Below are 26,995 nucleotides of genomic sequence, written 5' to 3' on the forward strand. Positions count from 1 at the left end.
GAATTCGTAAGGACTATTCGTGAGCAAATCGCTGCAAGCCATCCGTGGCATGAACGACATCCTGCCAGAACAGTCGCCACTGTGGCGCTACTTCGAAGGCACCGTGGCCGGTCTGCTGGACACCTACGGGTACAGCCAGATCCGCACGCCGATCGTCGAATTCACCGAGCTGTTCAAGCGCTCGATCGGTGAAGTGACCGACATCGTAGAAAAAGAGATGTACACCTTCGAGGACCGCAACGGCGATTCGCTGACCCTGCGCCCCGAAGGCACCGCCGCGTGCGTGCGTGCCGTGCTGGAGCATGGCATTACCGGCAACGGCCAAGTGCAGAAACTGTGGTACATCGGCCAGATGTTCCGCCACGAGCGCCCGCAGAAGGGCCGCTACCGCCAGTTCCACCAGATTGGCGTGGAAGTGTTCAACCTGGACGGCCCGGACATCGATGCCGAGCTGATCATGCTGACCTGGCGCTTGTGGGGCCTGCTGGGCATCCAGGACGCGGTCAAGCTGGAGCTCAACAGCCTGGGTACCAGCGAAGCCCGTGCGCGTTACCGTGACGCGCTGGTCGAGTTCCTCTCGGCGCGTCTGGAGCAGCTGGACGAAGACAGCCAGCGCCGCCTGAAGAGCAACCCGCTGCGCATCCTCGACAGCAAGGACCAGAACACCCAGGCGGTGCTGGTTGGCGCACCGAAGCTGGAAGACTACCTGGACGAAGCGTCCCGCGTGCACTTCGAGGGCCTGAAGGCCCGCCTGGACGCCGCTGGCATTCCGTTCGTGATCAACACCAAGCTGGTACGTGGCCTGGATTACTACAGCAAGACCGTGTTCGAGTGGGTGACCGACAAGCTGGGCGCCCAGGGCACCGTGTGCGCCGGTGGCCGCTACGACGGACTGGTCGAACAGATGGGCGGCAAGCCGACCACCGGCGTTGGTTTCGCCATGGGTATCGAGCGCCTGATCCTGCTGCTGGAAACCTTGGGCAAGGTGCCGGAGTCCATCAACCGCCAGATCGACGTCTACCTGTGTGCTTTCGGCGAGCAGGCGGAGCTGGCCGGCCTGCGCCTGTCCGAGGGCCTGCGTGACCGCCTGCCGGGCCTGCGCCTGGCGGTAAACGCCGGTGGCGGTAGCTTCAAGAGCCAGTTCAAGAAAGCCGACAAGAGCGGCGCACTGTTCGCCTTGATCCTGGGCGATGACGAGATGGCCAAGCAAGAAATCGGCTTGAAGCCCCTGCGTGGTCAGGGCGAACAACAGAACATTGCCTGGGATGCTCTTGCAGAGCACCTGGAAACCGCGATCGCTCAGGCGTAACGCGGTTCAACAAGCGAATAGGCGAAAAGGAGTATTGGGGTGTCGAGTACCGATGATGATGACCTGGCAGGGGTCAAGGACTGGTGGAACCGCAACGGCAAGCCGCTGCTGACCGGCGCATTGCTGGCAGGTGTGGTGGTGTTGGGCTGGAATACCTGGCACAAGTACCAGAACAACCAGTCGCAAGGTGCCTCGCAGCTGTATCAGGCTTTGCTTGAAACCAGCCTGACGCCGACGGGTCAGCCAGACGCCTCCAAGGTCGCGGAACTGGCCGGCAAGCTCAAGAGCGAGTTCGGTGGCACTGCCTACGCCCAGTACGGCAGCCTGTTCGTGGCCAAGGTCGCGGTCGAGAGCGGCAAGCTCGACGACGCCGCTGCCGAGCTGAAAAGCGTGCTGGACAAGCCGGCCGACGTGACCTTGGGCGAAATTTCGCGCCAGCGTCTGGCGCGCGTACTGGCCGCCCAGAACAAGGCTGAGGACGCCCTCAAGCTGCTCGATGGCGACGCCGACAAAGCCTTCCTGGCCAGCCGTGAAGAATTGAAGGGTGACCTGCTGGTGCAGCTGGGTCGTGCCGACGACGCGCACAGTGCTTACGAGAAAGCCAAGGCTGCGCTGTCCGATGAGGCGGCGGTCGGTGGCCTGCAATTGAAGCTGGATGACCTGGCTAAAGGGGACGCGTAAGTGATCGGTTGGAAACATGCAGCAGTGCTGACCCTGGCCGTACTGGCCGCTGGTTGCAGCAGCAACAGCAAGAAGGAACTGCCCCCGGCCGAGCTGACCAAGTTCACCGAGGAAGTGGTGCTGAAGAAGCAGTGGAGCCGTTCGATCGGTGACGGCCAGGGTGAAACCTACAACACCCTGGTACCGGCTATCGAGAACGACCGTATCTACGCCTCCGACGTCAACGGCGAAGTCTTCGCCCTCGACCGCATCACCGGTGACGTGGTGTGGAAGAAGGACCTGGAGCTGCAGGTTTCCGGCGCTGTCGGCGTGGGCTACGGCCTGGTCATGCTCGGCACCCTCAAGGGTGAAGTCATCGCCCTGGACTCCAGTACAGGTGAAGAGCGTTGGCGCTCCCGCGTGACCAGCGAAGTGCTGGCCCCGCCTGCCAACAACGGTGATGTGGTCGTGGTGCAGACCCAGGACGACCGCCTGATCGGCCTGGATGCCGCCACGGGCGACCGTCGCTGGATCTACGAGAACTCTCCGGCCGTGTTGACCCTGCGTGGCACCGGCGCACCGATCGCCACCAACCGCCTGGCTGTCGCCGGCCTGTCCACCGGCAAGGTGGTGGCGGTGGACATCAACAACGGCGTACCGGTGTGGGAAAGCCGCGTGGCCATCCCGAAAGGCCGCTCCGAGCTGGACCGTGTGGTTGATATCGACGGCGGCTTGCTGCTGTCTGGTGGTACCCTGTACGTCAGCACCTACCAAGGCCGTGTAGCGGGCCTGGACCTGGAAAGCGGTCGCGAGCTGTGGCAGCGCGATGCTTCCAGCTATGTGGGTGTCGCCCAAGGCTTCGGTAACGTCTATGTCAGCGAAGCATCGGGGACCGTGGAAGGTGTGGATGAGCGCTCCTCCAGTGCCCTGTGGAGCAACGACAGCATGGCTCGCCGCCAGTTGACCGCGCCTGAAGTGTTCAGCAGCTATGTGGCAGTGGGTGACTTTGAGGGTTACCTGCACCTGCTGAGCCAGGTGGACGGCCGTTTCGTTGGCCGTGAGCGTATCGACAGCGATGGCCTGCGCGCCCGCCCACTTGTGGTCGGCGACACCATCTACGTCTTTGGCAACAGCGGCAAGCTCGAGGCACTGACCATCCGCTGAAGCTATGCTTGAAGCCTTGGCGGGCTTCAAGCCGCGGCGTAGGACACGCCGCCCGAACTCCGGCCGCTGCCTTGCAGCGGCCTTTGCATTTTCAAGAATTCAAGAGTGGAGAGCCGATGGTTCCCGTAATTGCCCTGGTGGGCCGCCCGAACGTCGGCAAATCCACCATGTTCAACCGCCTGACCAAAACCCGCGATGCCATCGTCGGTGACTTGTCGGGTCTGACCCGTGACCGCCAGTATGGTGATGCCAGCTGGCAGGGTCGTTCGTTCATCCTGATCGACACAGGTGGTATTACCGGTGACGAAGTGGGCATGGACGAGAAAATGGCCGAGCAGTCGCTCATGGCCATCGAAGAAGCCGACTATGTGCTGTTCCTGGTCGATGCCCGCGCCGGTATGACCGCCGCTGACCAGATGATTGCCGAGCACCTGCGCAAGCGCAACAAGTCGGCGATTCTGGTCGCCAACAAGATCGACAACATCGACCCCGATGTTGCTCGCGCCGAGTTCTCGCCGATGGGCATGGGCAACGCCATTCCGGTGGCGGGCTCCCAAGGCCGTGGTATCAGCGCCCTGATGGAAGCCGTGCTCGGCCACCTGCCGCGTGATGCCGAGGAAGAAGCGCTCGACCAGGAAGTCGCCGAAGGCGAAGAAGCGGTCCGCATCCCAGGCCCGAGCGAGAAGGATGGCATCAAGATCGCCATCATCGGCCGCCCGAACGTGGGCAAGTCGACGCTGGTCAACCGCATGCTCGGCGAAGAGCGCGTGGTGGTCTACGACGAGCCGGGTACCACCCGTGACAGCATCTATATCCCGTTCGAGCGTGATGGTGACAAGTACACCTTCATCGACACGGCCGGGGTACGCAAGCGCGGCAAGATCCACGAGGAAGTCGAGAAGTTCTCGGTGGTCAAGACGCTGCAGGCGATCAAGGACGCCAACGTGGTGATCTTCGTCATGGACGCCCGCGAAGGCGTGGTTGACCATGACCTGAACCTGCTGGGCTTTGCCCTGGAAGCCGGGCGGGCGATCGTCATTGCCCTGAACAAGTGGGACGGGATGGAGCCGGGCGAGCGCGCCTATGTGAAGACCGAGCTGGAGCGCCGGCTGTTCTTCGTCGACTTCGCCGATATCCACTTCATTTCCGCCTTGCACGGCACCGGCGTGGGCAACCTGTACAAGTCGGTACAGGCCGCGTTCACCTCGGCTGTGACCCGCTGGCCAACCAGCCGCCTGACGCAGATTCTCGAAGATGCTGTCAGCGAGCACCAGCCACCGCTGGTCAACGGCCGCCGCATCAAGCTGCGCTATGCCCACCTCGGTGGTGCCAACCCGCCGCTGATCGTGATTCACGGCAACCAGACCGAGAGCATTCCAAAGTCGTACTCGCGTTACCTGGAAAACACCTACCGCCGCGTGCTGAAACTGGTCGGTACGCCGATCCGCATCGAGTACAAGGGCGGTGAGAACCCGTACGAGGGCAAGAAGAACACCCTCACCGACCGCCAGGTCAACAAGAAGCGCCGCTTGATGTCGCACCACAAGAAGGCCGAGAAGAAGCGCCGCGACAAGCGCTGATTCCGCATCGACTTTTTCGCGGGTAAACCCACCCCCACAGGTACTGCGCTGTTCTTGAAACGTGTGCAGCTCCTGTGGGAGCAGGTTCACCCGCGAAGAGGCCCTTTGATCCAGCGCAATGCCCCTATTGTTTCAACCTTTTTCCTGACTGCTCGATCCGCTATGCTCGGACTCCACCCCGTGCCGGATACACCCCAGGAAAGAGGGCTCCATGATCCGCAGCAAACTGCCGAATGTTGGCACGACCATCTTCACCACCATGTCCCAGCTCGCCGTGCAGACTGGCGCGCTCAACCTGTCCCAGGGTTTTCCTGACTTCAATGGCCCGCAGGCCTTGCTCGATGCAGTGGGTCGGCATGTGGCCGCCGGGCACAACCAGTATTCGCCGATGACCGGCCTGCCGGCCCTGCGCCAGCAGGTGGCGGCCAAGGTCGCGCGGCTGTATGGCGCACAGGTGGATGCCGACCAGGAAGTGACCATCACCCCAGGTGCCACCGAGGCGATCTTCTGCGCCATCCAGGCAGTGGTGCACGCTGGCGACGAAGTGATTGTCTTCGATCCTTGCTACGACAGTTACGAGCCTTCCGTAGAACTGGCCGGTGGCCGCTGCGTGCATGTGCAACTGAGCAACGGTGACTTCCGCATCGACTGGCAAAAGTTCAGTGATGCCTTGAGCCCGCGCACGCGCATGGTCATCCTCAACTCGCCGCACAACCCCAGCGGCGCGTTGATCACCCGTGAAGACCTTGATCAGTTGGCAAAGCTTATCGCCAGCCGCGATATCTACCTGGTCAGCGATGAAGTCTACGAGCATCTGGTTTACGACAGCGTGCACCACGCCAGCGTGCTGGCCCATGAGCAGTTGTACCAACGTGCTTTCGTAGTCAGCTCATTCGGCAAGACTTACCACGTCACAGGCTGGAAGACCGGCTATGTGATCGCGCCTCCGGCGCTGAGCGCCGAGCTGCGCAAGGTACACCAGTACGTCAACTTCTGTGGCGTGACGCCGTTGCAGTGCGCGCTGGCCGACTTCATGGCCGAACACCCCGAGCATATCGATGAACTCCCGGCCTTCTACCAGGCCAAGCGCGACCTGTTCTGCGGCCTGCTGGACGGTTCACGGTTCAGCTTTACCCGCACAGCGGGCACCTATTTCCAGCTGGTGGACTATTCGCGGATCCGCCCTGACCTGAACGATGTCGACATGTCGCTGTGGCTCACCCGTGAGCACGGCGTCGCGAGCATCCCGGTGTCGGTGTTCTACCAGCATCCCATCCCTGAGCAACGTCTGGTCCGCCTGTGCTTTGCCAAACGAGAGGAGACGCTGCGTCAGGCAGCGGAACGACTATGCGCGATCTGAGCACACTGCCGAACCTGAGAGTCGCCTTGGTGCAAACCACCCTGGCCTGGCATGACCGCGAGGCTAACTATGCGCATTTCGAGGTACTGCTGGAGCAGGCGGGCGAGGTGGATCTGGTGATCCTGCCGGAAATGTTCACCACCGGTTTTTCGATGCAGTCGGAAAGCCTGTGCGAGCCGGAGAATGGCCCGACCTACAAGTGGTTGAAGGCCCAGGCGAAGAAATGCAACGCGGTGATTACGGGTAGCGTGATTATCCAGGCCGCTGATGGCAGCCACCGCAACCGATTGCTGTGGGCACGTCCGGACGGCGAAATCCTGCATTACGACAAGCGCCACCTGTTCCGCATGGCCGGTGAGCACAAGCACTACACGCCTGGCGAGCGCCAGGTGCAGTTCGAACTGAAGGGCTGGCGGATTCGCCCGCTGATCTGCTACGACCTGCGCTTCCCGGTGTGGAGCCGTGATGCGCAAGACACCGACCTGCTGCTGTACACCGCCAACTGGCCGGCTGCACGCCGCCAGCACTGGAACCGGCTGCTACCGGCGCGGGGGATCGAGAACCTGTGCTATGTGGCGGCGGTGAACCGGGTGGGTACGGATGGTAAAGGCTTTGCGTATTCGGGGGATAGCCAGGTGCTGGACTTCCAGGGCGAGAGCCTGCTCAGTGCCGGGGAGGCGGACGGGGTGTTTACCGCAGTGTTGAGCGCGGCGGAGCTGGCGGCTTACCGGGCCAAGTTCCCGGCCAACCTGGATGCCGATACCTTCGAACTCCATTGAACCGACACTGGCCTTTGTAGGAGCGGCCTTGTGTCGCGAAAGGGCCGCGGAGCGGCCCCAGGATTTCGGCGGTGATGCATGTATTGCTGGGGCCGCTTTGCGGCCCTTTCGCGACACAAGGCCGCTCCTACAGGTGATGCGTTGCTCGCTCAGGCCAGTATCAGTACACATCCCGCCGATACCGCCCATCCTCGATCAGCTGCTGTACCGCAGCTTCCCCAAGCATGCCGTTGAGCGCTGCATCCACCCCCGCAGCCATGCCTTGCAGGCTGCCGCAGACATACACACAGGCGCCATCCGCCACCCAGCGTTTGAACTCCTCGGCCTGCTGCAGCAACACATCCTGCACATACACCTTCTCGGCCTGATCCCGCGAGAACGCCAGGCCCAGCCGTACCAGATCACCGCTTTCCAGCCAACCTTGCAGCTCATCGCCACACAGCAGGTCATGCGCCCGGTTACGCTCGCCGAACAGCAGCCAGTTACGCTGCTCGCCAGCATTCACCCGCGCCCGGATCAGGCTACGCAGGCCGGCCAGACCGGTGCCGTTACCGATCAGAATCATCGGTGCAGCACTTTCCGGCAGGTGGAAGCCGCTGTTACGCCGCAGGCGCAGGCTCAAGGTGCCGTTCAGCGGCAGGTACTCGGTCAGCCAGCCCGAGCCCAGGCCCAGGTGGCCATCGGCATGGCGTTCCTGGCGCACGATCAGCTCCAGCACGCCATCGCTGGCGATCGAGGCGATGGAGTATTCGCGGCTGCCGATCGGCACCAGTGCATCGATCAACGCCTGCGGCTGCAAGCCGATCAAGTGATCACGGCGTGCCGGCAACTGGCGGCCAGCGAGGGCCTGGGCCAGGGTTTCGCTCAGGCCATTCACCTGCACCTTGGCGCTGGTGTCTAGCGCCAGGCCATTGAGGAAAGCGTCGACACGGGGTTGGCCATTGAGCGGCAGGATCTCCACCAGGTCGCCGGCCTCCCAGCTGGCAGGCGCTTGCGGTTGCAAGCCAAGCAGGTACACCGGCTGCCCCTGGCTGCCAGGGTTCAACAGTTCGCGGCGCACCAGTGACCAGTTGCCAAAGCTTGGCGTCTGCCAGGCGGCCACCGGCTGGGCGCCGGTCAGTTGCGCCAGTTCTTGCTGCCACTGCTGCAGCGCTGCCTGATCGGCATTATCCACTTCCACCCGGCTGAACGCGCTGCTGGCGCCGCGCTCACCCAGCCATGCCTGCAAGCGGCGGGCGAAGCCGCAGAAGTGCGGATACTGGCGGTCGCCGAGGGCGAGTACAGCGTAGCTGAGGTTGTTCAGCGCCCAAGGTTGGCCAAGCACCTTGCGCTCGAAGGCGCGGGCGCTGTCGGGGGCTTCGCCGTCGCCGAAGGTGCTGACCACGAACAGCGCGCGGCGGGCTTGGCGAAGGTCGTTTTCACCCAGTTCGGCCAGGGCGCGCACCTGTACCGGCATGCCCGCTGCTTGCAGCTGCCCGGCGCTCTGCCAGGCCAGTTGCTCGGCAAAGCCACTTTGGCTGGCAAAGCCGATCAGCCAGCTTTCGCCGCCGCCATTGTTGCTGGCAACGTTGCCACGCGCCTCGCGCACCTGACGCTTCTTGCGGCGGCGGTCAAGGTACAGCAGCCAGCCGGTGACGAAGAACAGCGGCATGGTCAGGCTGGCGATGGTGACGATGATGCGGCCCGGCAGGCCGAAGTATTCACCAACGTGCAGGGCGTAGACGCTCTGCAGCAGCTGGGCCTTGAAGGACTTGTCGGTGTAGCGGTCGTGGTTTTTGACCTGTCCGGTGGCGGGGTCCAGCACCAGGGTGTTGAATGCGCGCGGGTGATCGGCGTTGTCCAGCAAGTAGAACAGGTTGGCAGGCTGGCCACCCGCCGGCGGCAGGCGCAGGTTATACATGGCCAGGCCTGGGCCGGCAGCGTCTTTGAGGTTGGCCCAGATCGCGTCGTAGTCGACCACCAGTGGCGGGGCGTTCTTGTCGCCTTTCTGCGGCCCGTGGCGGCCACGGCCTTCGCCGCGTTTCTGCTGCTGGCCGGCGGCTGGCGCGTCGGCCAGCAGCTTGTTCAGCCCTTCGCGGTACCATTCATAGGACCAGAACAACCCGGTCAGGGCGAACAGAAGATAGAACAGCAGGCACCAGGTACCGGCCACGGCGTGCAGGTCCCAGTTGAAGGCACGGCCTTTCTTGGCCCAGTCGAAGGTCAGCCAGGTGCGCCAGTCCAGCGCCTTGCGCGGCCAGCGCAGGTACAGGCCGGAGAGGCAGAAGAACACCAGCATCAGGGTGCAGGCACCGGTAATCTGCCGGCCGGTGTCGCCCATGGCCAGGAAACGGTGCAGGTTGAGCATGAGGTTGAAGAAGCCTTGCCCGGCCACGTCGCCTTTGAGTTCCCCGGTGTACGGGTCGGCATAGCGCAGCTCGCCACGGCGTTCGCCGGGTGGCGGCATGAAGAAGATCCGTGCGGCGTTGCCTTCACGCACGTCGACCCACAGCATCGACACCTTGTCGTGTTGCTGGGCTTCGACCCGCTGCACCAGTTCGGCTGGTGGCAGCACGCCGTCGGCGCGCACTTCTACTTTGAGCACATCGGCATTGGATGCGCGTAGCAGTTCTTCCTGGAACGAATACAAGGCCCCGGTGATGCCCATCAAGGCCAGCACCAGGCCAGCGGTGATGCCAAAGAACCAGTGCAATTGGAACAGCGTCTTCTTCACCACATCTCTCACCTTGTGTTGCTGCCGCTACCTGCGCGGCGTGCATTATGCCGTGATACGCAAAAGCCCCGCTCACTGGAATGAACGGGGCTTTGGGTTGCGGCTTTAGAAGTGAACGCTGGTGGTCAACAGTGCAGTCCGCCCGGCCGCCTGGTTGGCGAAGTGGGTGGAGAAGGCCTTGTCGTAGTACACCTCGTTGGTCAGGTTCTGCACGTTCAGCTGCAGGTCGACGTTCTTGGTCAGCTTGTAGGCGGCCATGGCGTCGTAGCGGACGTAGCTGTCGACCATGGTGGTGTTGGCCACGCTGCCGTACACGTCATCCACATAGAACGCACCACCACCGATGGTCAGCTTTGGTGTGATCGCGTAAGTGGTCCACAGGCTGGCGCTGTTGTTTGGCGTGTTCGGCAGCTGGTTGCCGTCGTTGGCCTTGCCCAGCGGGCCGCCGTCGATCTGGCGTGCCTGCATGTAGGTGTAGCCGGCGAACACCTGCCATTTGTCGGTCAGCTTGCCGCTGGCAGACAGTTCAATACCTTGCACGCGGGTTTCACCGACGTTCTCGTAGGTGTTGGTGTTGACCTGTACCCGGGCGTTTTCTTTCTCGGTGCGGAACAGCGCCGCAGCCAGAGACAGGCGCTCGTCCAGCAGGTTCCACTTGGTGCCGATCTCGTAGTTGGTGGTTTCTTCCGGCTCCATATCGCTGGCCAGCAGATTCCCGTTGCGGTCAGGTGTGCCACCCAGCGGGTTGCCTTCGGTACCTTCGCCGAGCATGGCGCCTGGTGGCGTAGCGGAGGTGGCGTAGGACACGTAGATGCTGCCGTTTTCGGCCGGCTTCCACACCAGACCCAGTTGGCCGGTCACGAACTCGCTGACGTCGTTGCCTTTGGCAGTGGTGGTGCCAGCGGCGTTGTAGGTTTTGTAGTCGGTGTCGAAGTGGTCGTATCGCAGGCCCATGTTGACCAGCCACTCGGGGGTCAGCTCCAGGGTGTCGAATACATAGATCGCGCGGGTCTTGCTGTTGGTGGTGGTGCCAGCGTAGTTGCGCGAGATGGTGCCGTTCCACGGGTCATCCGGGTTCGGGTTGCTCAGCGAGGTGCAGTTGTACCCGCTGGTGGCGCCGATCATGCCCGGGGTGCAGTTGGTATTGGCGCTGCCGCCTGGGACGGTGTCGGTGTCAACGGTGTAGCTGGAGCGCTCGCTTTCTTCGCGGCTCAGTTCGATACCGGTGGAGAAGCTGTTCTTCAGGCCACCGACGTAGAACTCGCCAAACAGGTCGGTCTGGTTGGTGGTGGTAGCGGTGTTGCCCACACGGGTGTTGGCCCGGCGCCATACGCTGCCGTTATTGACGTTGCCCTTGCTGTCGTCAGGCTGGGTCAGGATGTAGTCCTGCATGCTGTTGCCGTGACGCAGGGTGTTCTTGATGGTCAGCGCGTCGGTCAGGTCGTGCTCGATGGCGAAGGTGGCGATGTCCACGCGGCTCTTGCGGAAGTCGCGACCGGTCAGGCCGTAGAAGTTGTCGCTGTCGCCGCCGTCATTCGGTTTGCTCGGGTGCGCCGAGGTGCGCCCGGCGCTGCCGTTGGTCGGGATGGTGTAAGGGATGCCAGAATCCGGCAGGTCGTCGCTTTCCAGGTGGTAGTAGTCAAGGTTGACGCGGGTTGGCGTGCCCAGGCCGAAGGCCAGCGACGGGGCGATACCCCAACGGTCGTAGTTGACCTTGTCGCGGCCGGCGACGTTGCTTTCGTGGGTCATCAGGTTCAGGCGGCCGGCAACGGTATCGCTGAACTGGTAGTTGCCATCGAAGGTGTAGCGCTGGGTCTGGTCGCTGCCCCAGGTCCAGGCACCGTCCAGCGAGTTGCCAAGGTGCGCGCGCTTGCTCACCAGGTTGATGGTACCGCCGGCAGCGCCACGGCCACCGATGGCCGAGTTAGGGCCCTTGGCCACTTCCACCGACTCGATGGCGAAGATTTCGCGGGTTTGCGCGCCAGTGTCACGCACGCCGTCCAGGTAGGTATCGCCCTGGGCGTCGAAGCCACGGATGAATGGGCGGTCGCCTTGCGGGTTGCCGCCTTCGCCGGCGCCGAACGTGATGCCCGGCACAGTGCGCAGTGCGTCCTGCAGGGTCAAGGCATTGGTGTCCTTGATCACTTGCTGCGGGATCACGGTAACCGAGCGCGGGGTGTCCACCAGCGGCGCGGTGTACTTCTGCGAGGCGGCCTTCTCGACCTTGTAATCGGTGCTGGCTTGTTCAGCCTTGCCATTGACGCTGGTGGCGTCGAGGGTAATGGCGCTGTTGGCGGCCGGGTCGGCGGCGTAGACCGACGTGGCGCTAAGGGCGACACCGATGGCAGACACGATCAGGCGTGGTGAGCTCACTGCAGATGGTACGTACTGGCGCATTGCTTAGGACCTTCCCCAAGGTGTTGAGGCGGCGGATCTTAATGTAAGCAATTGTGACTCACAATTGAGAGTCGTTACCATTCGTGAAGAATTTACAATCTTTACAATTTGCCTTTACGGTTTCATGCGGCTGAAACGTCTTAAGCGGCGAATGGGGCTTGTGTCGCGCAAAAGGGAATCAATATCATTGGCGCCTTAACATTTCCTAACGGTGCTGCTGCCATGCTGCTTCACATCCCAGGCCTGTTCGACGCTGATGAGCTGGCCCGTATCCGCGAGGCGCTGGAGCAGGCCGACTGGGCCGACGGCAAGGTTACGGCCGGCTACCAGTCGGCCAAGGCCAAGCACAACCTGCAGTTGCCGGAAGGGCACCCGCTGGCCAAGGAGATTGGCAGCGCGCTGATCGACCGCCTGTGGAAAACCCCACGTTTCATGTCGGCGGCCTTGCCACACAAGGTGTTCCCGCCGCTGATCAACTGCTACCGCGAAGGCGGCAACTTCGGCTTTCACATCGACAACGCCCTGCGCCAGCCGAAGGGCAGCCCGGAGCGGGTGCGTACCGACCTGTCTTCCACGCTGTTCCTCAGCGACCCGGACAGCTACGACGGCGGTGAGCTGGTGATCCAGGACACCTATGGCGTGCAGCAGATCAAGCTGGCGGCCGGTGACCTGGTGCTGTACCCCGGCACCAGCCTGCACAAGGTCAACCCGGTGACCCGTGGCCAGCGTTACGCCGCGTTTTTCTGGACCCAGAGCCTGGTGCGCGAAGACAGCCAGCGGGCGTTGCTGTTCGAAATGGACAATGCCATCCAGCAGCTGACTGCCGATGTGCCGGACCATCCTTCGCTGCTGCAATTGACCGGCACCTACCACAACCTGCTGCGCCGCTGGGCCGAGGTCTGAGCCGTGTCTTATCAGTTGCGACGTGAGGAAGTGGTGGATGTGGCCGGCTTGCAGGCCATGCTCGAGGAAAGCCCCGGCAAGGCCGCGCAAGCGATTCTGGCGGCGGCGGGGCAGGGCGCGGTCGAAGCGCAGTTGTTGCTGGGGCAGATTCTGCTGGATGGGCGAGGTATCCAGGAGGATGCCACCGTGGCCCGGCGTTGGTTTGGCATTGCGGCAGAGGGCGGCAGCGCCATGGCGCACAACATGCTCGGGCGTTGTCTGGAGCATGGTTGGGGCGGTGAGCCGAGCCTGACGCAGGCGGCCATTCACTATGCGCGTGCCGCCGACGCGGGGCTGGACTGGGGCCTTTACAATCTGGGCAACCTGTTGGCCACCGGGCGTGGGGTGCCGGCCAACCAGGCGCAGGCACTGATGTGTTACGAGAAGGCTGCGCAGCTGGGGCATGCCAAGTCGATGAACCTGTACGGGCGTTACCTGGAGCAGGGCATTGCAACGGCGCCCAGCCCGGCGCGGGCGGTGCGCTGGTATCGGCGCTCGGCCGAGGCGGGGGATTTTCGCGGGATGTTCAGTTTGGCGCTGGTGCTGGTCGAGCGTGGGCAGATGGCGGAGGCCGGGCAGTGGCTGGAGCAGGCGCGGGTTGAGGGGAACATGAATTTCCTGCGCGCTGCGTTGGTGACCCTACAGGGCGCGGGGCCGGTGTTGATGGCCTTTGCGGCGCGGTATGCCGAAGAGATCGACCGGCGCGAAGCATGATGTCGACGGTGCCGGCCTCTTCGCGGGCAAGCCCGCTCCCACAGGTACGGTGACATAGCTGAGGGTAGCGCTATTCCTGTGGGAGCGGGCTTGCCCGCGAAGAGGCCGGCACTGACAGTACACAAATGAAAACGGGGCCTTGCGGCCCCGTTTTGCATTACAGGTAGTAAGCCTTCAGCGGCGGGAAGCCGTTGAATTCCACTGCGCTGTAACTGGTGGTGTAGGCACCGGTCGACAGCCAGTACAGGCGGTCACCGATGGCCAGGTTCAGCGGCAGGCCGTACTTGTAGTTTTCGTACATGATGTCGGCGCTGTCGCAGGTCGGGCCGGCGATGACCACTTCTTCGGCTTCGCCTTTCTTCTCGGTCCAGATCGGGAACTTGATGGCTTCGTCCATGGTTTCGATCAGACCAGAGAACTTGCCCACGTCGGTGTAGATCCAGCGCTCGACAGCGGTACGCGACTTGCGCGCAACCAGCACCACTTCGCTGACCAGGATACCGGCGTTGGCAATCAGCGAACGGCCTGGCTCCAGGATGATTTCCGGCAGCTCGTCACCGAAGTCTTCCTTCAGGAAGCGGATGATCTCTTCGGCGTAGGTTTCCAGGCTGTTGGTACGGGTGATGTAGTTGGCCGGGAAGCCGCCACCCATGTTGATCAGCTTCAGCTCGATGCCGTCTTCTTCTTTCAGACGCTCGAATATCACCTTGACCTTGGCGATGGCGGCGTCCCACACGCTGATGTCACGCTGCTGCGAGCCCACATGGAAGGAGATGCCGTAAGGCACCAGGCCCAGGTCACGGGCGAGGATCAGCAGGTCCATGGCCATGTCGGTCTGGCAGCCGAACTTGCGGGACAGCGGCCAGTCAGCCGTGGTGGAACCTTCAGTCAGGATACGCACATACACTTTCGAGCCCGGTGCGGCCTTGGCGATGTTGCGCAGGTCGGCTTCCGAGTCGGTGGCGTACAGGCGCACGCCCTTCTCGTAGAAGTAGCGGATATCCTTGGACTTCTTGATGGTGTTGCCGTAGCTGATGCGGTCGGCGCTGACGCCACGGTCCATCACCTTGTCCAGCTCGTAGATCGAGGCGATGTCGAAGCTCGAACCTTTCTCTTTGAGCAGGTCGATGATTTCGACGGCCGGGTTGGCCTTGACCGCGTAGTACACCTTGGCGAATTCAAAACCGGCGCGCAGGTCGTCATAGGCCTGGCTGATCATCTGGGTATCGATGAGTACGAACGGGGTTTCCTGCTTGTCGGCGAACGCCTTCATTTTCTGGAAGGTGTCACGCGCGAAATAGTCTTCGACCTGGATCGACATGCTCAGGGACTCCATGGGCAAACTGAAAGAATAAGTGGCTGCAAACTGAACGTCCTCCGTATCCCCACTTTGGTTCGCCTACTCAGTACTTGAGCCGGATGGATCGTTTCCAGCATGGACGTTCGGCGCGCACTTTAGGGCGTGAAGAATGCAGAATCAACAGGTAATCCGGGCGTGATCGGCGTGGATCGACGACCAGCCATTTGAATAACCGACCCATGTGACCGGCTGATGTTCCCTGCGATGTTTGCAGCGTTAAATATTGTGGAATAGACCGCGTGGCACCTATCGCGGGCAAGCCCGCTCCTACAGGGATCGCGCCATTCCTGTGGGGGTGGGCTTGCCCGCGAAAAGGCCAGAGGTGTTCATATTTATGGCCACATTTTCCTGGTACCCATGTACAGGAAATTGCGCATAAATTTTTTGTTACCGACTGACGGATTTGCTGGTTTTAGTGAGAAACATTACTATTCGCACCCTTGTCTGCCTCCCTGATGACCCCCGACCGTGTCTGGACACAAAGGCTTCCTCGACCACTACCATGAGCTGATCGGCACCTGGACGCGCAAGTTGCGCAGTCGTCAGCAGGCCGAGGACCTCACCCACGATGCCTTTGTCCGGGTACTGGAAAACCCGCGCGAACAGGTTGAGCAGCCGCGCGCCTATTTGCACCAGACCGCACGCAACATTGCCGTGGATGGCTTCCGCCGCGAAGACCGCCGCCAGGCCTTGGAGCTGGAGGCTTTCGATGAGGGCAGTAGCGGCAGCGGCGACCCGGAGGCTTATGTACATGCCCTGGAGCTGGCCGACAGCGTCGAGCGGGCGCTGGCCGAGTTGCCGCTCAACTGCCGACAGGTGTTCATCTGGCAGAAGCTCGAAGGCCTGACCCAGGCGGAGATCGCCGAGCGCATGGGTTTGAGCAAGAACATGGTCGAAAAGTATATGATCCGCACGCTCCGGCACCTGCGTGAGCAGCTGGATGTGTCGGCATGATGAGTCAGGAGACCTTTTCGATGAAACAGCACGGTACCGATACCGTCCGCGAGCAGGCGGCCGCATGGTTTGCCCGCGTGCAGGATGCGCCTCGGGATGCCGGGCTGCAAAAGCAGTTGCATGCCTGGCTGGCGAGCGACGAGCGTCACCGGGAAGAGTATGAACACCTCAGCCGTGTGTGGCAGGCCACCAGCTTCATTCCCCGCCAGCGTCTTGAAGCGCTGTGCCAACCCGACCCGGTGCAGCAGTTGCCGCGCCGGCGCTTCGTGCGCCAGGCCCTGGCCGCCAGTGTAGCGGTGTTGGCAGTGGGCCTGGGGTGGGGGAGCTGGCACTACCAGCAACTGAACCACCAGGACAGCTTGCACACGGCCTTTAATGAACGCCGTCAGGTCGATCTGCCGGATGGCACGCACCTCGAACTCAATGGCAACACACAGCTGCAGGTCGACTTCAGCGCTGGCCAGCGGCATATCCGCCTGAGTGCTGGCGAGGTGATGTTCAGCGTCGCCCATGACAGTGCCAGGCCGTTCGTGGTCGACACTGCCCAGGGCCGCGTGACGGTAACCGGTACCCGCTTCGACGTGCGCATGGACACGGCCAGCACTCGGGTAGCGGTTGAGCAGGGCGCTGTGCGTGTGCAGGGCAAGGGGCCGTCGCTGGCGCAGCTCACGGCTGGCCAGGGGTCGCATATAGATGCACAAGGCGTGGTGACCGCACCTTATGCCGTCAATGCGGCTGCCGTGACCGCCTGGCGCCAGGGCAAGCTGGTGTTCGATAACGCCACCCTCGCCGAAGTGGTAGCCGAAGCCTCGCGCTACCGCAGCCAGCCGTTGCGGGTTGTCCCCGGCAAAGTCGCCCAGTTACGCCTGTCCAGCACCTTCAGTACCGATGATACCGACGCCCTGTTGCGGGCCCTGCCGAGCATCCTGCCGGTGGCCATCAAGGCCCATGAAGACGGTTCCCGCGAAATAATCGCGAAATAGATTCAGGTTTTTTTCCGCTCGTTCGTCTTCCTCGCCAGCTGCAACTGCCAAGCATTTCCATTTGCACGCGGTTGGCGTTTATTCCGCATTCAGGAAGTTTCGACGACGTGAACAACAACAAGCCTTTCCCACGCTTTCGCGCCTTGGCGCTGGCCCTGGCGGTCAGTGCCGTGGCCGTCAACAGCCAGGCTGCACAGGCCGGCGATGCCATCCAGATTCAGGCTCAACCGCTGGGTTCGGCGCTGAACCAGCTTGGCCAGCAGACCAACCTGCAGCTGTTCTTCAGCCCTGAGCTGGTCGCAGGCAAGCAGGCCCCGGCGGTGTCCGGCAACCTGGCGCCGGTGCAGGCGCTGCAACAGTTGCTGCAAGGCAGCGGGCTGACCTTCGAGATGTCCCAGGACACCGTCGTGGTAAAGCCGCTGCCGACTACCCTTGACCTGGGCAGTGGCAGCCTGGAGCTGGCGCCTACCGACATCAAGGTAGTCGGTGACTGGCTGGGCGATGCCCAACAGAGCGTGGTACAGAACCATCCGGGCGCGCGCACCGTGGTACGCCGTGAGGCGATGGTGGAGAAGGGCGCGATGAACGTGCGCGACGTGCTGCGCGGCATTCCGGGTGTGCAGGTACAGGACTCCAATGGCACCGGCGGCAGCGACCTGTCGCTGAACGTCGGCGTGCGCGGCCTCACCTCGCGCCTGTCGCCGCGTTCCACGGTGCTGATCGATGGCATCCCGGCTGCCTTCGCGCCGTATGGCCAGCCGCAGCTGTCGATGGCGCCGATTTCCTCGGGCAACCTTGACAGCATCGACGTGGTCCGTGGTGCCGGCTCGGTACGCTATGGCCCGCAGAACGTCGGCGGGGTGATCAACTTCGTCACCCGGGCGATTCCGGAAAAGGCGTCGGCGGAACTGTCCACCACCCTGGAAACCTCCCAGCACGGCGGCTGGAAGCACACCGAGTCGGCCTTCGCCGGCGGCACGGCAGACAACGGCATGGGCGTGGCGCTGCTGTACACCGGGGTGAACGGCAACGGTTACCGTGAAAGCAACAACGGCAACGACATCGATGACGTGATCCTCAAAACACACTGGGCACCCACCGACGTCGACGAGTTCTGGCTCAATTTCCATTACTACGATGGCCGCGCCGACATGCCGGGTGGCTTGACCCAGGCTCAGTACGACAGCAACCCCTACCAGTCACTGCGCGACTACGACTACTTCGCCGGGCGGCGCAAGGACGTGTCGTTCAAGTGGCAGCGCCAACTCGACGATGCCACCCAGTTCGAAGTGCTGACCTACTACACCGACAGCTTCCGCGGCAGCGCCATCGCTTCGCGTGACATGAAGACCTTGTCGTCGTACCCGCGCAACTACCATACCTTCGCGATTGAGCCGCGAGTGTCGCGTATCTTCTTTGCCGGCCCGACTACCCAGGAGGTCAGCGTAGGTTATCGCTACCTGAAAGAAGCGATGCGTGAGCAATCGACCCGCCTGGCGCTGATCGACAACGTGCCCACCGTTACTCCAACCTCAGACGGCCATGTGTTCCAGGACCGTAGCGGAGGCACCGAGGCCAGCGCCTACTACATTGATGACAAGATCGACGTGGGCAACTGGACCATCACCCCGGGCATCCGCTTCGAGCACATCAACACTGACTGGCGCGACCGCCCGGTGCTGGATGCCAACAACCGCCTGGTAGCGGAGAAGAAGCGCAGCATCACCAGCAACGAGCCGCTGCCGGCGCTGAGCGTGATGTACCACCTCTCCGACGCGTGGAAGGTGTTCGCCAACTACGAAACCTCGTTCGGCAGCCTGCAGTACTTCCAGCTGGGCCAGGGCGGTACCGGCAACAGCACGGCCAATGGCCTGGAGCCGGAAAAGGCCAAGACCTACGAAATCGGCACGCGCTATGACGATGGCGGCTTTGCCGGTGAGCTGACCGCGTTCTACATCGACTTCGATGACGAACTGCAATACATCAGCAACGATGTGGGCTGGACCAACCTCGGAGCGACCAAGCATCAGGGCATCGAGGCCTCGGTGCGCTACGACCTGGCCGGGCTGGACCCGCGTCTGGAAGGGCTGTCGGTGAGTGGTGGGTACACCTTTACCCGCGCCACCTATGAAGGTGAGATCCCGGGCTTCAAGGGCCGTGACTTGCCATTCTATTCACGTCAGGTGGCCACTGCCGGCGTGCGTTACGCGGTCAATCGCTGGACCTGGAACCTGGACGCCTACGCCCAATCCAAGCAGCGTGCGCCGGGTACCGGGATCAATGCCGATGGCAGCTTCAACGGTGACTACATTACCGAACCGAGTGCCGATGGGCAGTATGGTGATATTCCGGGTTATGTGACCTGGCATGCCCGTGGTGGGTATGAGTTCGGGCCAGAGATGTCCAACCTGAAGCTGGCGGCGGGGGTTAAGAACCTGTTCGACAAACAGTACTTCACCCGTTCCAGCGACAACAATGCCGGCATTTATGTGGGTGAGCCGCGGACCTTCTATGTGCAGGCCAGTGTAGGGTTCTGACACCGCGTCGCCTGATTCGCGGGCAAGCCCGCTCCCACAGGTACAGCGCTGCCCCTGAGGCATGTGCCGACCCTGTGGGAGCGGGCTTGCCCGCGAAGAGGCCGGTTCAGGAAATCACTGCTTCAGCCGGCGACACGATCGAAGTCTTCGCCCCCCGCGACCTCCCCGAGCTCAGGTAAGCCGCAATCGACTCCTGCGTCACCTCGCCCAAGAACACCTGCTCGGCATCCAGCACCGGCAACCACGCCCGGTTGAACTCGTACATGCGCGACAGCAGGATGCGCAAGTGCTCGTCATGCGACGCCGTGGCATTAAACGGTCGCAGGAAGTCACCACAGGTGCCTTGCTGGCGATGCATGTCGCGACGGCGCACATACCCCAGCGCCTTGTTCTGTGCATCGGTCACCACCACATAGCGGCGATCGTGCTCATCCAGCAATTCCAGTGCATCGCTGACCGGCCTTTCGGGGCTTACCGACGGCGCGTTGTCCGCCGCATCCTCGGCACGCACCAGCAGCAGGCGCTTGAGAGTGCTGTCCTGGCCAACGAAGTTGCTGACGAACTCATCCGCCGGGTGCGCCAGCAGGGTGTCCGGATGGTCCAGCTGCAACAGCTTGCCAGCGCGGAAGATGGCAATCTTGTCGCCCAGCTTGATCGCTTCGTCGATATCGTGGCTGACCATGATCACGGTCTTGTTCAGCGCCCGCTGCATCTCGAAGAACTCGTTCTGGATCATTTCGCGGTTGATCGGGTCGACCGCGCCGAACGGCTCGTCCATCAACAGTACCGGGGCTTCCGCCGCCAGGGCACGGATCACGCCGATGCGCTGCTGCTGGCCACCGGACAGCTCGCGTGGGTAGCGCTGCAAGTACTGCTTGGGTTCCAGTTTGATCATGTGCATCAGCTCGCGCGCGCGCTCGTGGCACGCTTGCTTGTCCCAGCCGAGCAGGCGCGGTACCACGGTGATGTTCTCTTCGATGGTCATGTTGGGAAACAGGCCGATCTGCTGGATCACATAGCCGATATGTCGGCGCAAGGTCACTTCGTCCAGCCCGGTGGTGTCTTCGCCATTGATGAACACCTGGCCCGAGGTGGGCGTGATCAGGCGGTTGATCATTTTCAGCGTGGTGCTCTTGCCGCAGCCCGACGGGCCGAGGAACACGCAGATCTCGCCTTCATTCACAGTGAGGCTTACCGAGTCGACGGCTTTGACGTCCTTGCCGTTGACGTTGAAGGTTTTGCTGAGGTTCTTGAGTTCGATCATGAGCGCAGTCCTTCTGGAGTCAGGGCACGTTGCAGGGTTTGCAGCAGCAGGTCGGCGATGATGGCCAGCAGGCTGACCAATACGGCGCCGACCAGCAGCATCGACATGTCGCTGCGGCTGATGGAGGTGAGGATGAGCACGCCCAAGCCGCCGGCGCCGATGGTGGCGGCGATGGTCATGACGCCGATGTTCATCACCACGGCGGTGCGCACGCCGGCGAGGATCACCGGCACCGCGATGGGCAGCTCGACCATGCGCAGGCGCTGGCCGAACGTCATGCCGATGCCACGCGCCGCTTCGCGGATGCCGGGTTCGACATTGGTCAGGGCGAGGTAGGTATTACGCATGATCGGCAGCAGCGAATACAGGAACACGGCAGTGATCGCCGGGAGTGGTCCAAGGCCTTGGCCGAACTTGGAATAGAACGGCAGCAACAGGCCGAACAGGGCAATCGAGGGAATGGTCAGCAGCACCGTGGCGCTGGCTTGTAGTGGGCCAGCGAGTGCCGGAAAGCGGGTCATGAGGATGCCCAATGGCACTCCGACGAGGATCGCCAGGCCCACGGCAACACCTACCAGCATGATGTGCTGCCAAGTCAGTTGCAGCACCTGGGCCCAGTCCAGGTGGCTGAAGGTATCGATCAGGTTCATGGCTGGCCCTCGCTGTTCAGTGGGTGCTCACGCAGGAAGGCGGCGGCAACGGCGGTCGGGTTCTGGTGTTCGACGTCGACCTTGGCGTTGAGCTGGCGCATGGTTTCGTCATCCAGCTGTTCGGCCAGCGGCTTGAGCAGGCCGGCCAGCTGCGGGTTGGCGTCGAGCACGGCTTTGCGCACCACCGGGGCGGCGGTGTAGTCGGGGAAGTAATGCTTGTCGTCCTCCAGCAGCTTGAGGTCGAAGGCGTTCAGGCGGCCGTCGGTGGTGTACACCAGGCCGGCGAACACCTGGTTGTTGCGCATGGCCGTGTACACCAGCCCTCCGTCCATTTGGCGGATGTTGCGCCGGTCCAGCGGCAGGCCGTACATCTCGCGCAGGCCGACCAGGCCGTCGGGGCGGTTGGCGAACTCGGTATCCAGCGCCACCAGGTGGGTACGCTGGCTTTCGTCACGCAGCACCTGCTTGAGGTCGCTGATGGTGTTCACCTGCGGGTAGGCCTCGGCCACTTGCTTAGGCAGGCCCAGCGCGTAGGTGTTGCTGAACTTCGACGGGGCCAGCCAGATCAGGTCTTTCTTTGCATCCAGCACCTTTACCCTGGCGAAGGTGGCTTCGGCACTGGGCATGCGCTCGTCGATGTGGTTGTACGACACCAGCGAAACGCCGGTGTATTCCCACATCAGGTCGAGCTGGCCGGTCTCCTGGGCTTGGCGCGCGATGTTGCTGCCCAGGCCGGTGGTGACGCGCACGTCGAAGCCGTTGGTACGCAGGTACTGCGCGGTGATTTCGGCGAGCACGGTCTGTTCGGTGAACACCCGCGCGCCGATGCGGATCAGCGGTTTTTCCGCTGCCTGGGCAAATCCTGCGAACAGCAGGGCCGCGCCCAGCAGCAAGGCGATTCTTTTCTTCATACGTTCCCTATCCTTATTGGGCCAGGCCACGTTCCAGCCAGCGCTTGCTGGAGAAACTCACCGCCGCATCCAGCACCAGCGCCAGCAGCGCGGTGCAGGCAGCACCTAGCAGCAGTTGTGGCTGGTTGTTCAGGGCGATGCCGGGGAAAATCAGGCTGCCCAGGCTGTTGGCGCCGATCAGGAACGCCAGGGGCGCGGTGCCCACATTCAACGCCAGGGCCACGCGCACACCGCCGATGATGATCGGCACGGCATTGGGTAGTTCCACCTGCCACAGTTGCTGGCGCGGGGTCATGCCGATGCCGGTGGCGGCTTCCTTGAGCGAGGCGGGTACGTTTTTCAGGCCCTCGTAGGTGTTGCGCACGATGGGCAGGAGGGAGGCGAGGAACAGCGCGAAGATCGCAGGCCCGGCGCCGATGCCCAGGATACTGAGCGCGATGGCCAGAACGGCCAGGGGAGGGATGGTGTTGCCAACGTTGAAGAACTGCATGAAGCGCTCGGCTTTGTCGACCCGGTGCGGTCGACTGAGCGCAATGCCAGCCGGGATGCCCACGGCCAACGCCGCCGCCATCGAAGCCAGCACCAGCACCAGGTGCGCTTGCAGGTAGAACCCAAGATCGCCGCGATAACGCGCGATCGTGTCGATGCCGATCCAGTGGATCAGCAGGGCCAGGATGACGAGCACGGTGGCGCATCCCAACAGCCCTTTACCGTAGCGTTTAGCCACAGGCGGACTCCTTGTGTTGTCGGCGAGCACACTTCTTTTTTGCCGGCCAGTCCTGGCGGCGGTTGGTGTGTTCGCGAGTAGCAGCGTGACGCACGCCGAAGGCTGCGATCAGGCCATGAGCCGAACCCCGTCGGGCCCGAAAATGCTGATGAAACCAGTCCCCAACCGAAGCGGGTTGCAGGGGAGTGGACGTCTCCGTGGGCGTAAAGGTTCCCATCTGAGGCGGCATTTGGCCAGTGTTAATCACTGGATGACGCGAAAATTCGCACGAAAAAAAATCGATATTCTTACTTGTAGGCGTTGGTTTACCTGATATCGATCTGATTATGCCGATGGACAAAATTACCTTCTGGAATTTTCCAGTATTTGCTTGAGGGAATATTCCTTAGGAGGTATTTTGTCGATGTGGACGATCAGGTTCTGTGACGAGTTCATTAGCGATTTCGAAGCGATGGATAAAGGTGTTCAGGAGCGACTGCTTGGTCATCTGCGTTTACTGCAGTCCTCAGGACCTTCGCTCGGACGGCCACATGTTGATACGTTGAATGGATCCCAATATCCGAATATGAAGGAACTGAGGTTCACCGAGCGTAATGCGGTATGGCGGGTAGCATTTGCATTTGATCCATACCGCCAGGCAGTCATCCTGGTGGCTGGCGACAAGGCCGGGATTGGGCAGCACAAGTTTTATCAGCGGTTGATAAACCGAGCAGACACTCGTTTTGCCAACCACCTTTCGAGAGGTGAGAAAAATGTCTAAAACACTCGATGAGGTCATGAGTGAATTGTCCCCTGAGCGCAGGGAGCGTGTGGAGGCGCTGGGGCGCCAGTTGATTCGTGAAGAAATGACACTCCAGGCATTGCGTAAACAGCTTGAGTTCACGCAGGAAAGTTTGGCAGAGCGCCTGGATATTCGTCAGGGCAACATCTCCAAGGTGGAAAGCCGCAGCGACATGTTGATTTCGACCCTGCGCAGCTATGTGGAGGCACTGGGCGGTACTCTGGAGCTTGTTGCTCATATGCCTGGCCGTCCACCTGTCACGCTTGACGGTTTTTGTGAGGATCAGGCAAAACGCGCGTGATTGACCAGCGGGCGGGGATCAGATTTTCGTCCCCGCCCAACTTCAGGTATGATATCGCCCCTTTTAAATCCCCCAGTCAGGCGATTTCCCATGACCAACCAGGCCGCCGAAGTCGCGAAGCGCCGCACTTTCGCAATCATTTCCCACCCCGACGCCGGTAAGACCACCATCACCGAGAAGCTGCTGCTGATGGGCAAGGCCATTGCCGTCGCCGGTACCGTGAAGTCGCGCAAGTCCGACCGCCACGCCACCTCCGACTGGATGGAAATGGAGAAGCAGCGCGGCATCTCCATCACCACCTCGGTGATGCAGTTCCCGTACCGCGAGCACATGATCAACCTGCTCGACACCCCCGGCCACGAAGACTTCTCGGAAGACACCTACCGCACCCTGACCGCAGTGGACTCGGCGCTGATGGTGCTCGACGGCGGTAAAGGTGTCGAGCCGCGTACCATCGCCCTGATGGACGTGTGTCGCCTGCGCGATACGCCAATCGTCAGCTTCATCAACAAACTCGACCGTGACATCCGCGACCCGATCGAACTGCTCGACGAGATCGAAGCCGTTCTGAAGATCAAGGCTGCGCCGATCACCTGGCCGATTGGTTGCTACCGTGACTTCAAGGGTGTGTACCACCTGAAAGGTGACTACATCATCGTCTACACCCCGGGCCACGGCCATGAGCGTACCGAGGTGAAGATCATCGAGAAGCTCGACTCCGATGAAGCCCGCGCGCACCTGGGTGACGAATATGATCGCTTCCTCGAACAGCTCGAGCTGGTACAGGGTGCATGCCATGAGTTCGATCAGGACGAGTTCATCAATGGCCAACTGACCCCGGTGTTCTTCGGTACGGCACTGGGCAACTTCGGTGTCGACCATGTGCTCGATGCCGTTGTCGACTGGGCGCCGCGCCCGCTGGCCCGTGTCGCCCACGAGCGTACCGTAGAGCCGGTGGAAGAGAAGTTCACAGGCTTCGTGTTCAAGATCCAGGCGAACATGGACCCGAAACACCGCGACCGTATCGCTTTCATGCGCATTTGCTCGGGCAAGTACGAGAAGGGCATGAAGATGCGCCATGTGCGTACCGGCAAGGACTTGCGCATCGGTGACGCGCTGACCTTCTTCTCCTCCGAGCGCGAGCAGCTGGATGAAGCTTTTGCCGGCGACATCATCGGCCTGCACAACCACGGCACCATCCAGATTGGCGATACCTTCACCGAAGGCGAAGCGCTGGGCTTCACCGGTATTCCGCACTTCGCCCCGGAGCTGTTCCGCCGCGTGCGCCTGAAGGACCCGCTCAAGTCCAAGCAGCTGCGCCAGGGCCTGCAGCAGCTGGCCGAAGAAGGCGCGACCCAGGTGTTCTTCCCGGAGCGCAGCAACGACATCATCCTCGGTGCGGTCGGTGTGCTGCAGTTCGATGTGGTCGCCAGCCGGCTGAAGGAAGAGTACAAGGTCGAATGCGCCTACGAGCCGATCACCGTGTGGTCGGCTCGCTGGATCAGCTGCGATGACAAGAAGAAGCTCGAGGAATTCCAGACCAAGGCCATGGAGAACCTGGCTATCGACGGTGGCGGGCACCTGACCTACCTGGCGCCGACCCGGGTCAACCTGGCGCTGATGGAAGAGCGCTGGCCGGACGTCAAGTTCCGCGCTACCCGCGAGCACCACTGATTGCTTGATTGGGGCTGCTTTGCAGCCCTTCGCGGGCAAGCCCGCTCCCACAAGTACTACACAACTTTCTGGAGTGGTGAGCAGCCTGTGGGAGCGGGCTTGCCCGCGAAGGGCCGCAAAGCGGCCCCAGATTAGTTCCCGGCCTTGATGCTGGTCCAGATGCGGGTTCTGATGCGGTCAATCTTTGCCGGCATCGCTTCCAACGCATACAACTTGCCCATCATGTCTTCGCTCGGGTAAATCATCGTATTGCCCTTCATGGCCGGCTCCACCAGCCCGTCCGCCTTGAGGTTACCGTTGGCGTACTGCACATGGTTGCTGATGTTGGCCATCACATCCGGCTGCAGCAGGTAGTTCATGTAGGCATACCCGGCTTTTTCGTCCGGTGCATCGGCCGGCATGGCCACCATGTCAAACCACATGGGGGCGCCTTCCTTGGGTATCGAATAGCCCACCTTCACCCCGTTCTTCGCTTCTTCGGCACGGTTTTTCGCTTGCAGCACATCCCCCGAGAAGCCCACCACCACACAGATATCGCCATTGGCCAGGTCGCCGGTGTACTTCGATGAATGGAAGTAGCTGATGTACGGCCGCACCTGCATCAGCAGTGCCTTGGCCTTTTCGTAGTCAGCCGGGTTCTGGCTGTGGTGCGGCAGGCCCAGGTAGTGCAGGGCAATCGGCAGCAGCTCGGGGCCGTTATCCAGCACGGCAACCCCGCAGCTCTTCAGCTTGCTCATGTACTCGGGCTTGAAGATCAGGTCCCACGAATCCACCGGCGCGTTGTCGCCAAGCACCGCCTTGACCTTGTCGATGTTGTAGCCGATGCCGGTACTGCCCCACAGGTACGGGAAACCATACTGGTTGCCCGGGTCGTTCACCTCCAGTGCCTTGAGCAGAACCGGGTTGAGGTTTTGCCAGTTGGGCAGCTGCGACTTGTCCAGACGCTTCAGGGCCTTGCCCTGGATCTGCCGGGCCATGAAGTGGTTGGAGGGGAACACCACATCGTAGCCGGAGTTGCCGGTCATCAGCTTGCCGTCGAGGGTTTCGTTGCTGTCGTACACGTCGTAGGTGGGCACGATGCCGCTGGCTTGCTGGAAGTGCTTCAGTGTGTCGGGGGCGACGTAGCTGGACCAGTTGTAGATCTTCACTGTTTCGGCGGCGCCGGCCACGCTGGCGGCCAGCATCAGGGGAGCGAGAAGGAGCGTGCGCATGTCGGGGTTACCTTGCTTTGTCTG

22 protein-coding genes are annotated in these 26,995 nt (G+C 62.1%); 14 read left to right on the forward strand and 8 right to left on the reverse strand.

What is annotated here, in order from left to right:
• Nucleotides 1-19 precede the first annotated feature (19 nt).
• The 6 genes from hisS (at nucleotide 20) to QQL85_RS01460 (ending at nucleotide 6,852) form a co-directional block, all read left to right on the forward strand.
• Nucleotides 20-1,309: a histidine--tRNA ligase gene (gene hisS, locus QQL85_RS01435; RefSeq protein WP_284354870.1), complete on the forward strand. Its 1,290-nt coding sequence runs from the start codon at nucleotides 20-22 to the stop codon at nucleotides 1,307-1,309.
• A 39-nt stretch (nucleotides 1,310-1,348) separates the two neighbouring features.
• A complete protein-coding gene (locus QQL85_RS01440; protein WP_284354871.1) occupies nucleotides 1,349-1,990 on the forward strand; it encodes a tetratricopeptide repeat protein in 642 nt (213 codons plus the stop codon).
• Nucleotides 1,991-3,133, forward strand: a complete 1,143-nt coding sequence (gene bamB / locus QQL85_RS01445) for an outer membrane protein assembly factor BamB (protein WP_003248513.1) — start codon at nucleotides 1,991-1,993, stop codon at nucleotides 3,131-3,133.
• Nucleotides 3,134-3,249: 116 nt separating this feature from the next.
• Nucleotides 3,250-4,713 carry a ribosome biogenesis GTPase Der gene (der, locus tag QQL85_RS01450; RefSeq protein WP_284354872.1) on the forward strand — a complete coding sequence of 488 codons (1,464 nt, stop codon included), beginning with the start codon at nucleotides 3,250-3,252 and terminating at the stop codon, nucleotides 4,711-4,713.
• A 211-nt stretch (nucleotides 4,714-4,924) separates the two neighbouring features.
• Nucleotides 4,925-6,073, forward strand: coding sequence for a pyridoxal phosphate-dependent aminotransferase (locus tag QQL85_RS01455; protein WP_284354873.1), 1,149 nt, complete (start codon nucleotides 4,925-4,927; stop codon nucleotides 6,071-6,073).
• Nucleotides 6,061-6,852 carry an amidohydrolase gene (locus tag QQL85_RS01460; RefSeq protein WP_284354874.1) on the forward strand — a complete coding sequence of 264 codons (792 nt, stop codon included), beginning with the start codon at nucleotides 6,061-6,063 and terminating at the stop codon, nucleotides 6,850-6,852. The genes QQL85_RS01455 and QQL85_RS01460 overlap by 13 nt, the downstream gene beginning before the upstream one ends.
• Nucleotides 6,853-7,012: 160 nt before the next feature.
• Here QQL85_RS01460 and QQL85_RS01465 read toward each other — a convergent pair whose 3' ends face one another.
• A complete protein-coding gene (locus QQL85_RS01465) occupies nucleotides 7,013-9,568 on the reverse strand; it encodes a sulfite reductase flavoprotein subunit alpha (protein WP_284354875.1) in 2,556 nt (851 codons plus the stop codon).
• A gap of 102 nt (nucleotides 9,569-9,670) precedes the next feature.
• Nucleotides 9,671-11,962: a TonB-dependent receptor gene (locus QQL85_RS01470; protein ID WP_284354876.1), complete on the reverse strand. Its 2,292-nt coding sequence runs from the start codon at nucleotides 11,960-11,962 to the stop codon at nucleotides 9,671-9,673.
• 222 nt (nucleotides 11,963-12,184) lie between these two features.
• Between QQL85_RS01470 and QQL85_RS01475 the strand changes: the two genes are divergently transcribed.
• Nucleotides 12,185-12,865: a Fe2+-dependent dioxygenase gene (locus QQL85_RS01475; RefSeq protein ID WP_284354877.1), complete on the forward strand. Its 681-nt coding sequence runs from the start codon at nucleotides 12,185-12,187 to the stop codon at nucleotides 12,863-12,865.
• Between the two features lie 3 nt (nucleotides 12,866-12,868).
• Entirely contained in the window at nucleotides 12,869-13,618 is a 750-nt protein-coding gene (locus QQL85_RS01480; RefSeq protein ID WP_284354878.1) for a tetratricopeptide repeat protein, read from the forward strand.
• 157 nt (nucleotides 13,619-13,775) lie between these two features.
• On the opposite strand, the gene QQL85_RS01485 is transcribed toward QQL85_RS01480, so the two are convergent.
• Entirely contained in the window at nucleotides 13,776-14,939 is a 1,164-nt protein-coding gene (locus QQL85_RS01485) for a type III PLP-dependent enzyme (protein ID WP_012270610.1), read from the reverse strand.
• Between the two features lie 507 nt (nucleotides 14,940-15,446).
• On the opposite strand from QQL85_RS01485, the gene QQL85_RS01490 reads away from it, so the two are divergent.
• The 3 genes from QQL85_RS01490 to QQL85_RS01500 all read left to right on the forward strand — a co-directional run bounded on the left by QQL85_RS01490 (nucleotide 15,447) and on the right by QQL85_RS01500 (nucleotide 19,452).
• Nucleotides 15,447-15,932, forward strand: coding sequence for a sigma-70 family RNA polymerase sigma factor (locus QQL85_RS01490; protein WP_284354879.1), 486 nt, complete (start codon nucleotides 15,447-15,449; stop codon nucleotides 15,930-15,932).
• A 20-nt stretch (nucleotides 15,933-15,952) separates the two neighbouring features.
• Nucleotides 15,953-16,915, forward strand: a complete 963-nt coding sequence (locus QQL85_RS01495) for a FecR family protein (RefSeq protein WP_284354880.1) — start codon at nucleotides 15,953-15,955, stop codon at nucleotides 16,913-16,915.
• A 107-nt stretch (nucleotides 16,916-17,022) separates the two neighbouring features.
• On the forward strand, nucleotides 17,023-19,452 hold the full coding sequence (locus tag QQL85_RS01500; protein ID WP_284354881.1) for a TonB-dependent siderophore receptor: 2,430 nt from the start codon (nucleotides 17,023-17,025) through the stop codon (nucleotides 19,450-19,452).
• Between the two features lie 106 nt (nucleotides 19,453-19,558).
• On the opposite strand, the gene QQL85_RS01505 is transcribed toward QQL85_RS01500, so the two are convergent.
• From QQL85_RS01505 to QQL85_RS01520, 4 genes are read right to left on the reverse strand one after another with little or no spacing between them, the layout of a single operon-like run.
• Nucleotides 19,559-20,716, reverse strand: coding sequence for an osmoprotectant ABC transporter ATP-binding protein OsmV (locus tag QQL85_RS01505; protein WP_284354882.1), 1,158 nt, complete (start codon nucleotides 20,714-20,716; stop codon nucleotides 19,559-19,561).
• Nucleotides 20,713-21,366: an ABC transporter permease gene (locus QQL85_RS01510; protein ID WP_027609536.1), complete on the reverse strand. Its 654-nt coding sequence runs from the start codon at nucleotides 21,364-21,366 to the stop codon at nucleotides 20,713-20,715. The genes QQL85_RS01505 and QQL85_RS01510 overlap by 4 nt, the downstream gene beginning before the upstream one ends.
• Entirely contained in the window at nucleotides 21,363-22,277 is a 915-nt protein-coding gene (locus tag QQL85_RS01515) for a glycine betaine ABC transporter substrate-binding protein (RefSeq protein WP_284354883.1), read from the reverse strand. The genes QQL85_RS01510 and QQL85_RS01515 overlap by 4 nt, the downstream gene beginning before the upstream one ends.
• 13 nt (nucleotides 22,278-22,290) lie before the next feature.
• Complete coding sequence (locus QQL85_RS01520; RefSeq protein ID WP_284354884.1) at nucleotides 22,291-23,004, reverse strand: ABC transporter permease; 714 nt, start codon at nucleotides 23,002-23,004, stop codon at nucleotides 22,291-22,293.
• 403 nt (nucleotides 23,005-23,407) lie between these two features.
• Between QQL85_RS01520 and QQL85_RS01525 the strand changes: the two genes are divergently transcribed.
• From QQL85_RS01525 to QQL85_RS01535, 3 genes are all read left to right on the forward strand, one after another.
• Nucleotides 23,408-23,764: a type II toxin-antitoxin system RelE/ParE family toxin gene (locus QQL85_RS01525; RefSeq protein WP_284354885.1), complete on the forward strand. Its 357-nt coding sequence runs from the start codon at nucleotides 23,408-23,410 to the stop codon at nucleotides 23,762-23,764.
• Nucleotides 23,757-24,086 (forward strand): helix-turn-helix domain-containing protein, encoded by a 330-nt coding sequence (locus QQL85_RS01530; protein WP_284354886.1) that lies wholly within the window; start codon nucleotides 23,757-23,759, stop codon nucleotides 24,084-24,086. The genes QQL85_RS01525 and QQL85_RS01530 overlap by 8 nt, the downstream gene beginning before the upstream one ends.
• A 90-nt stretch (nucleotides 24,087-24,176) precedes the next feature.
• A complete protein-coding gene (locus tag QQL85_RS01535; protein ID WP_284354887.1) occupies nucleotides 24,177-25,760 on the forward strand; it encodes a peptide chain release factor 3 in 1,584 nt (527 codons plus the stop codon).
• A 131-nt stretch (nucleotides 25,761-25,891) separates the two neighbouring features.
• Here QQL85_RS01535 and QQL85_RS01540 read toward each other — a convergent pair whose 3' ends face one another.
• Entirely contained in the window at nucleotides 25,892-26,971 is a 1,080-nt protein-coding gene (locus tag QQL85_RS01540; protein WP_284354888.1) for a polyamine ABC transporter substrate-binding protein, read from the reverse strand.
• Between the last annotated feature and the right edge of the window lie 24 nt (nucleotides 26,972-26,995).

The organism is Pseudomonas putida, from assembly GCF_030159595.1.
Lineage (GTDB): Bacteria > Pseudomonadota > Gammaproteobacteria > Pseudomonadales > Pseudomonadaceae > Aquipseudomonas > Aquipseudomonas putida_AC.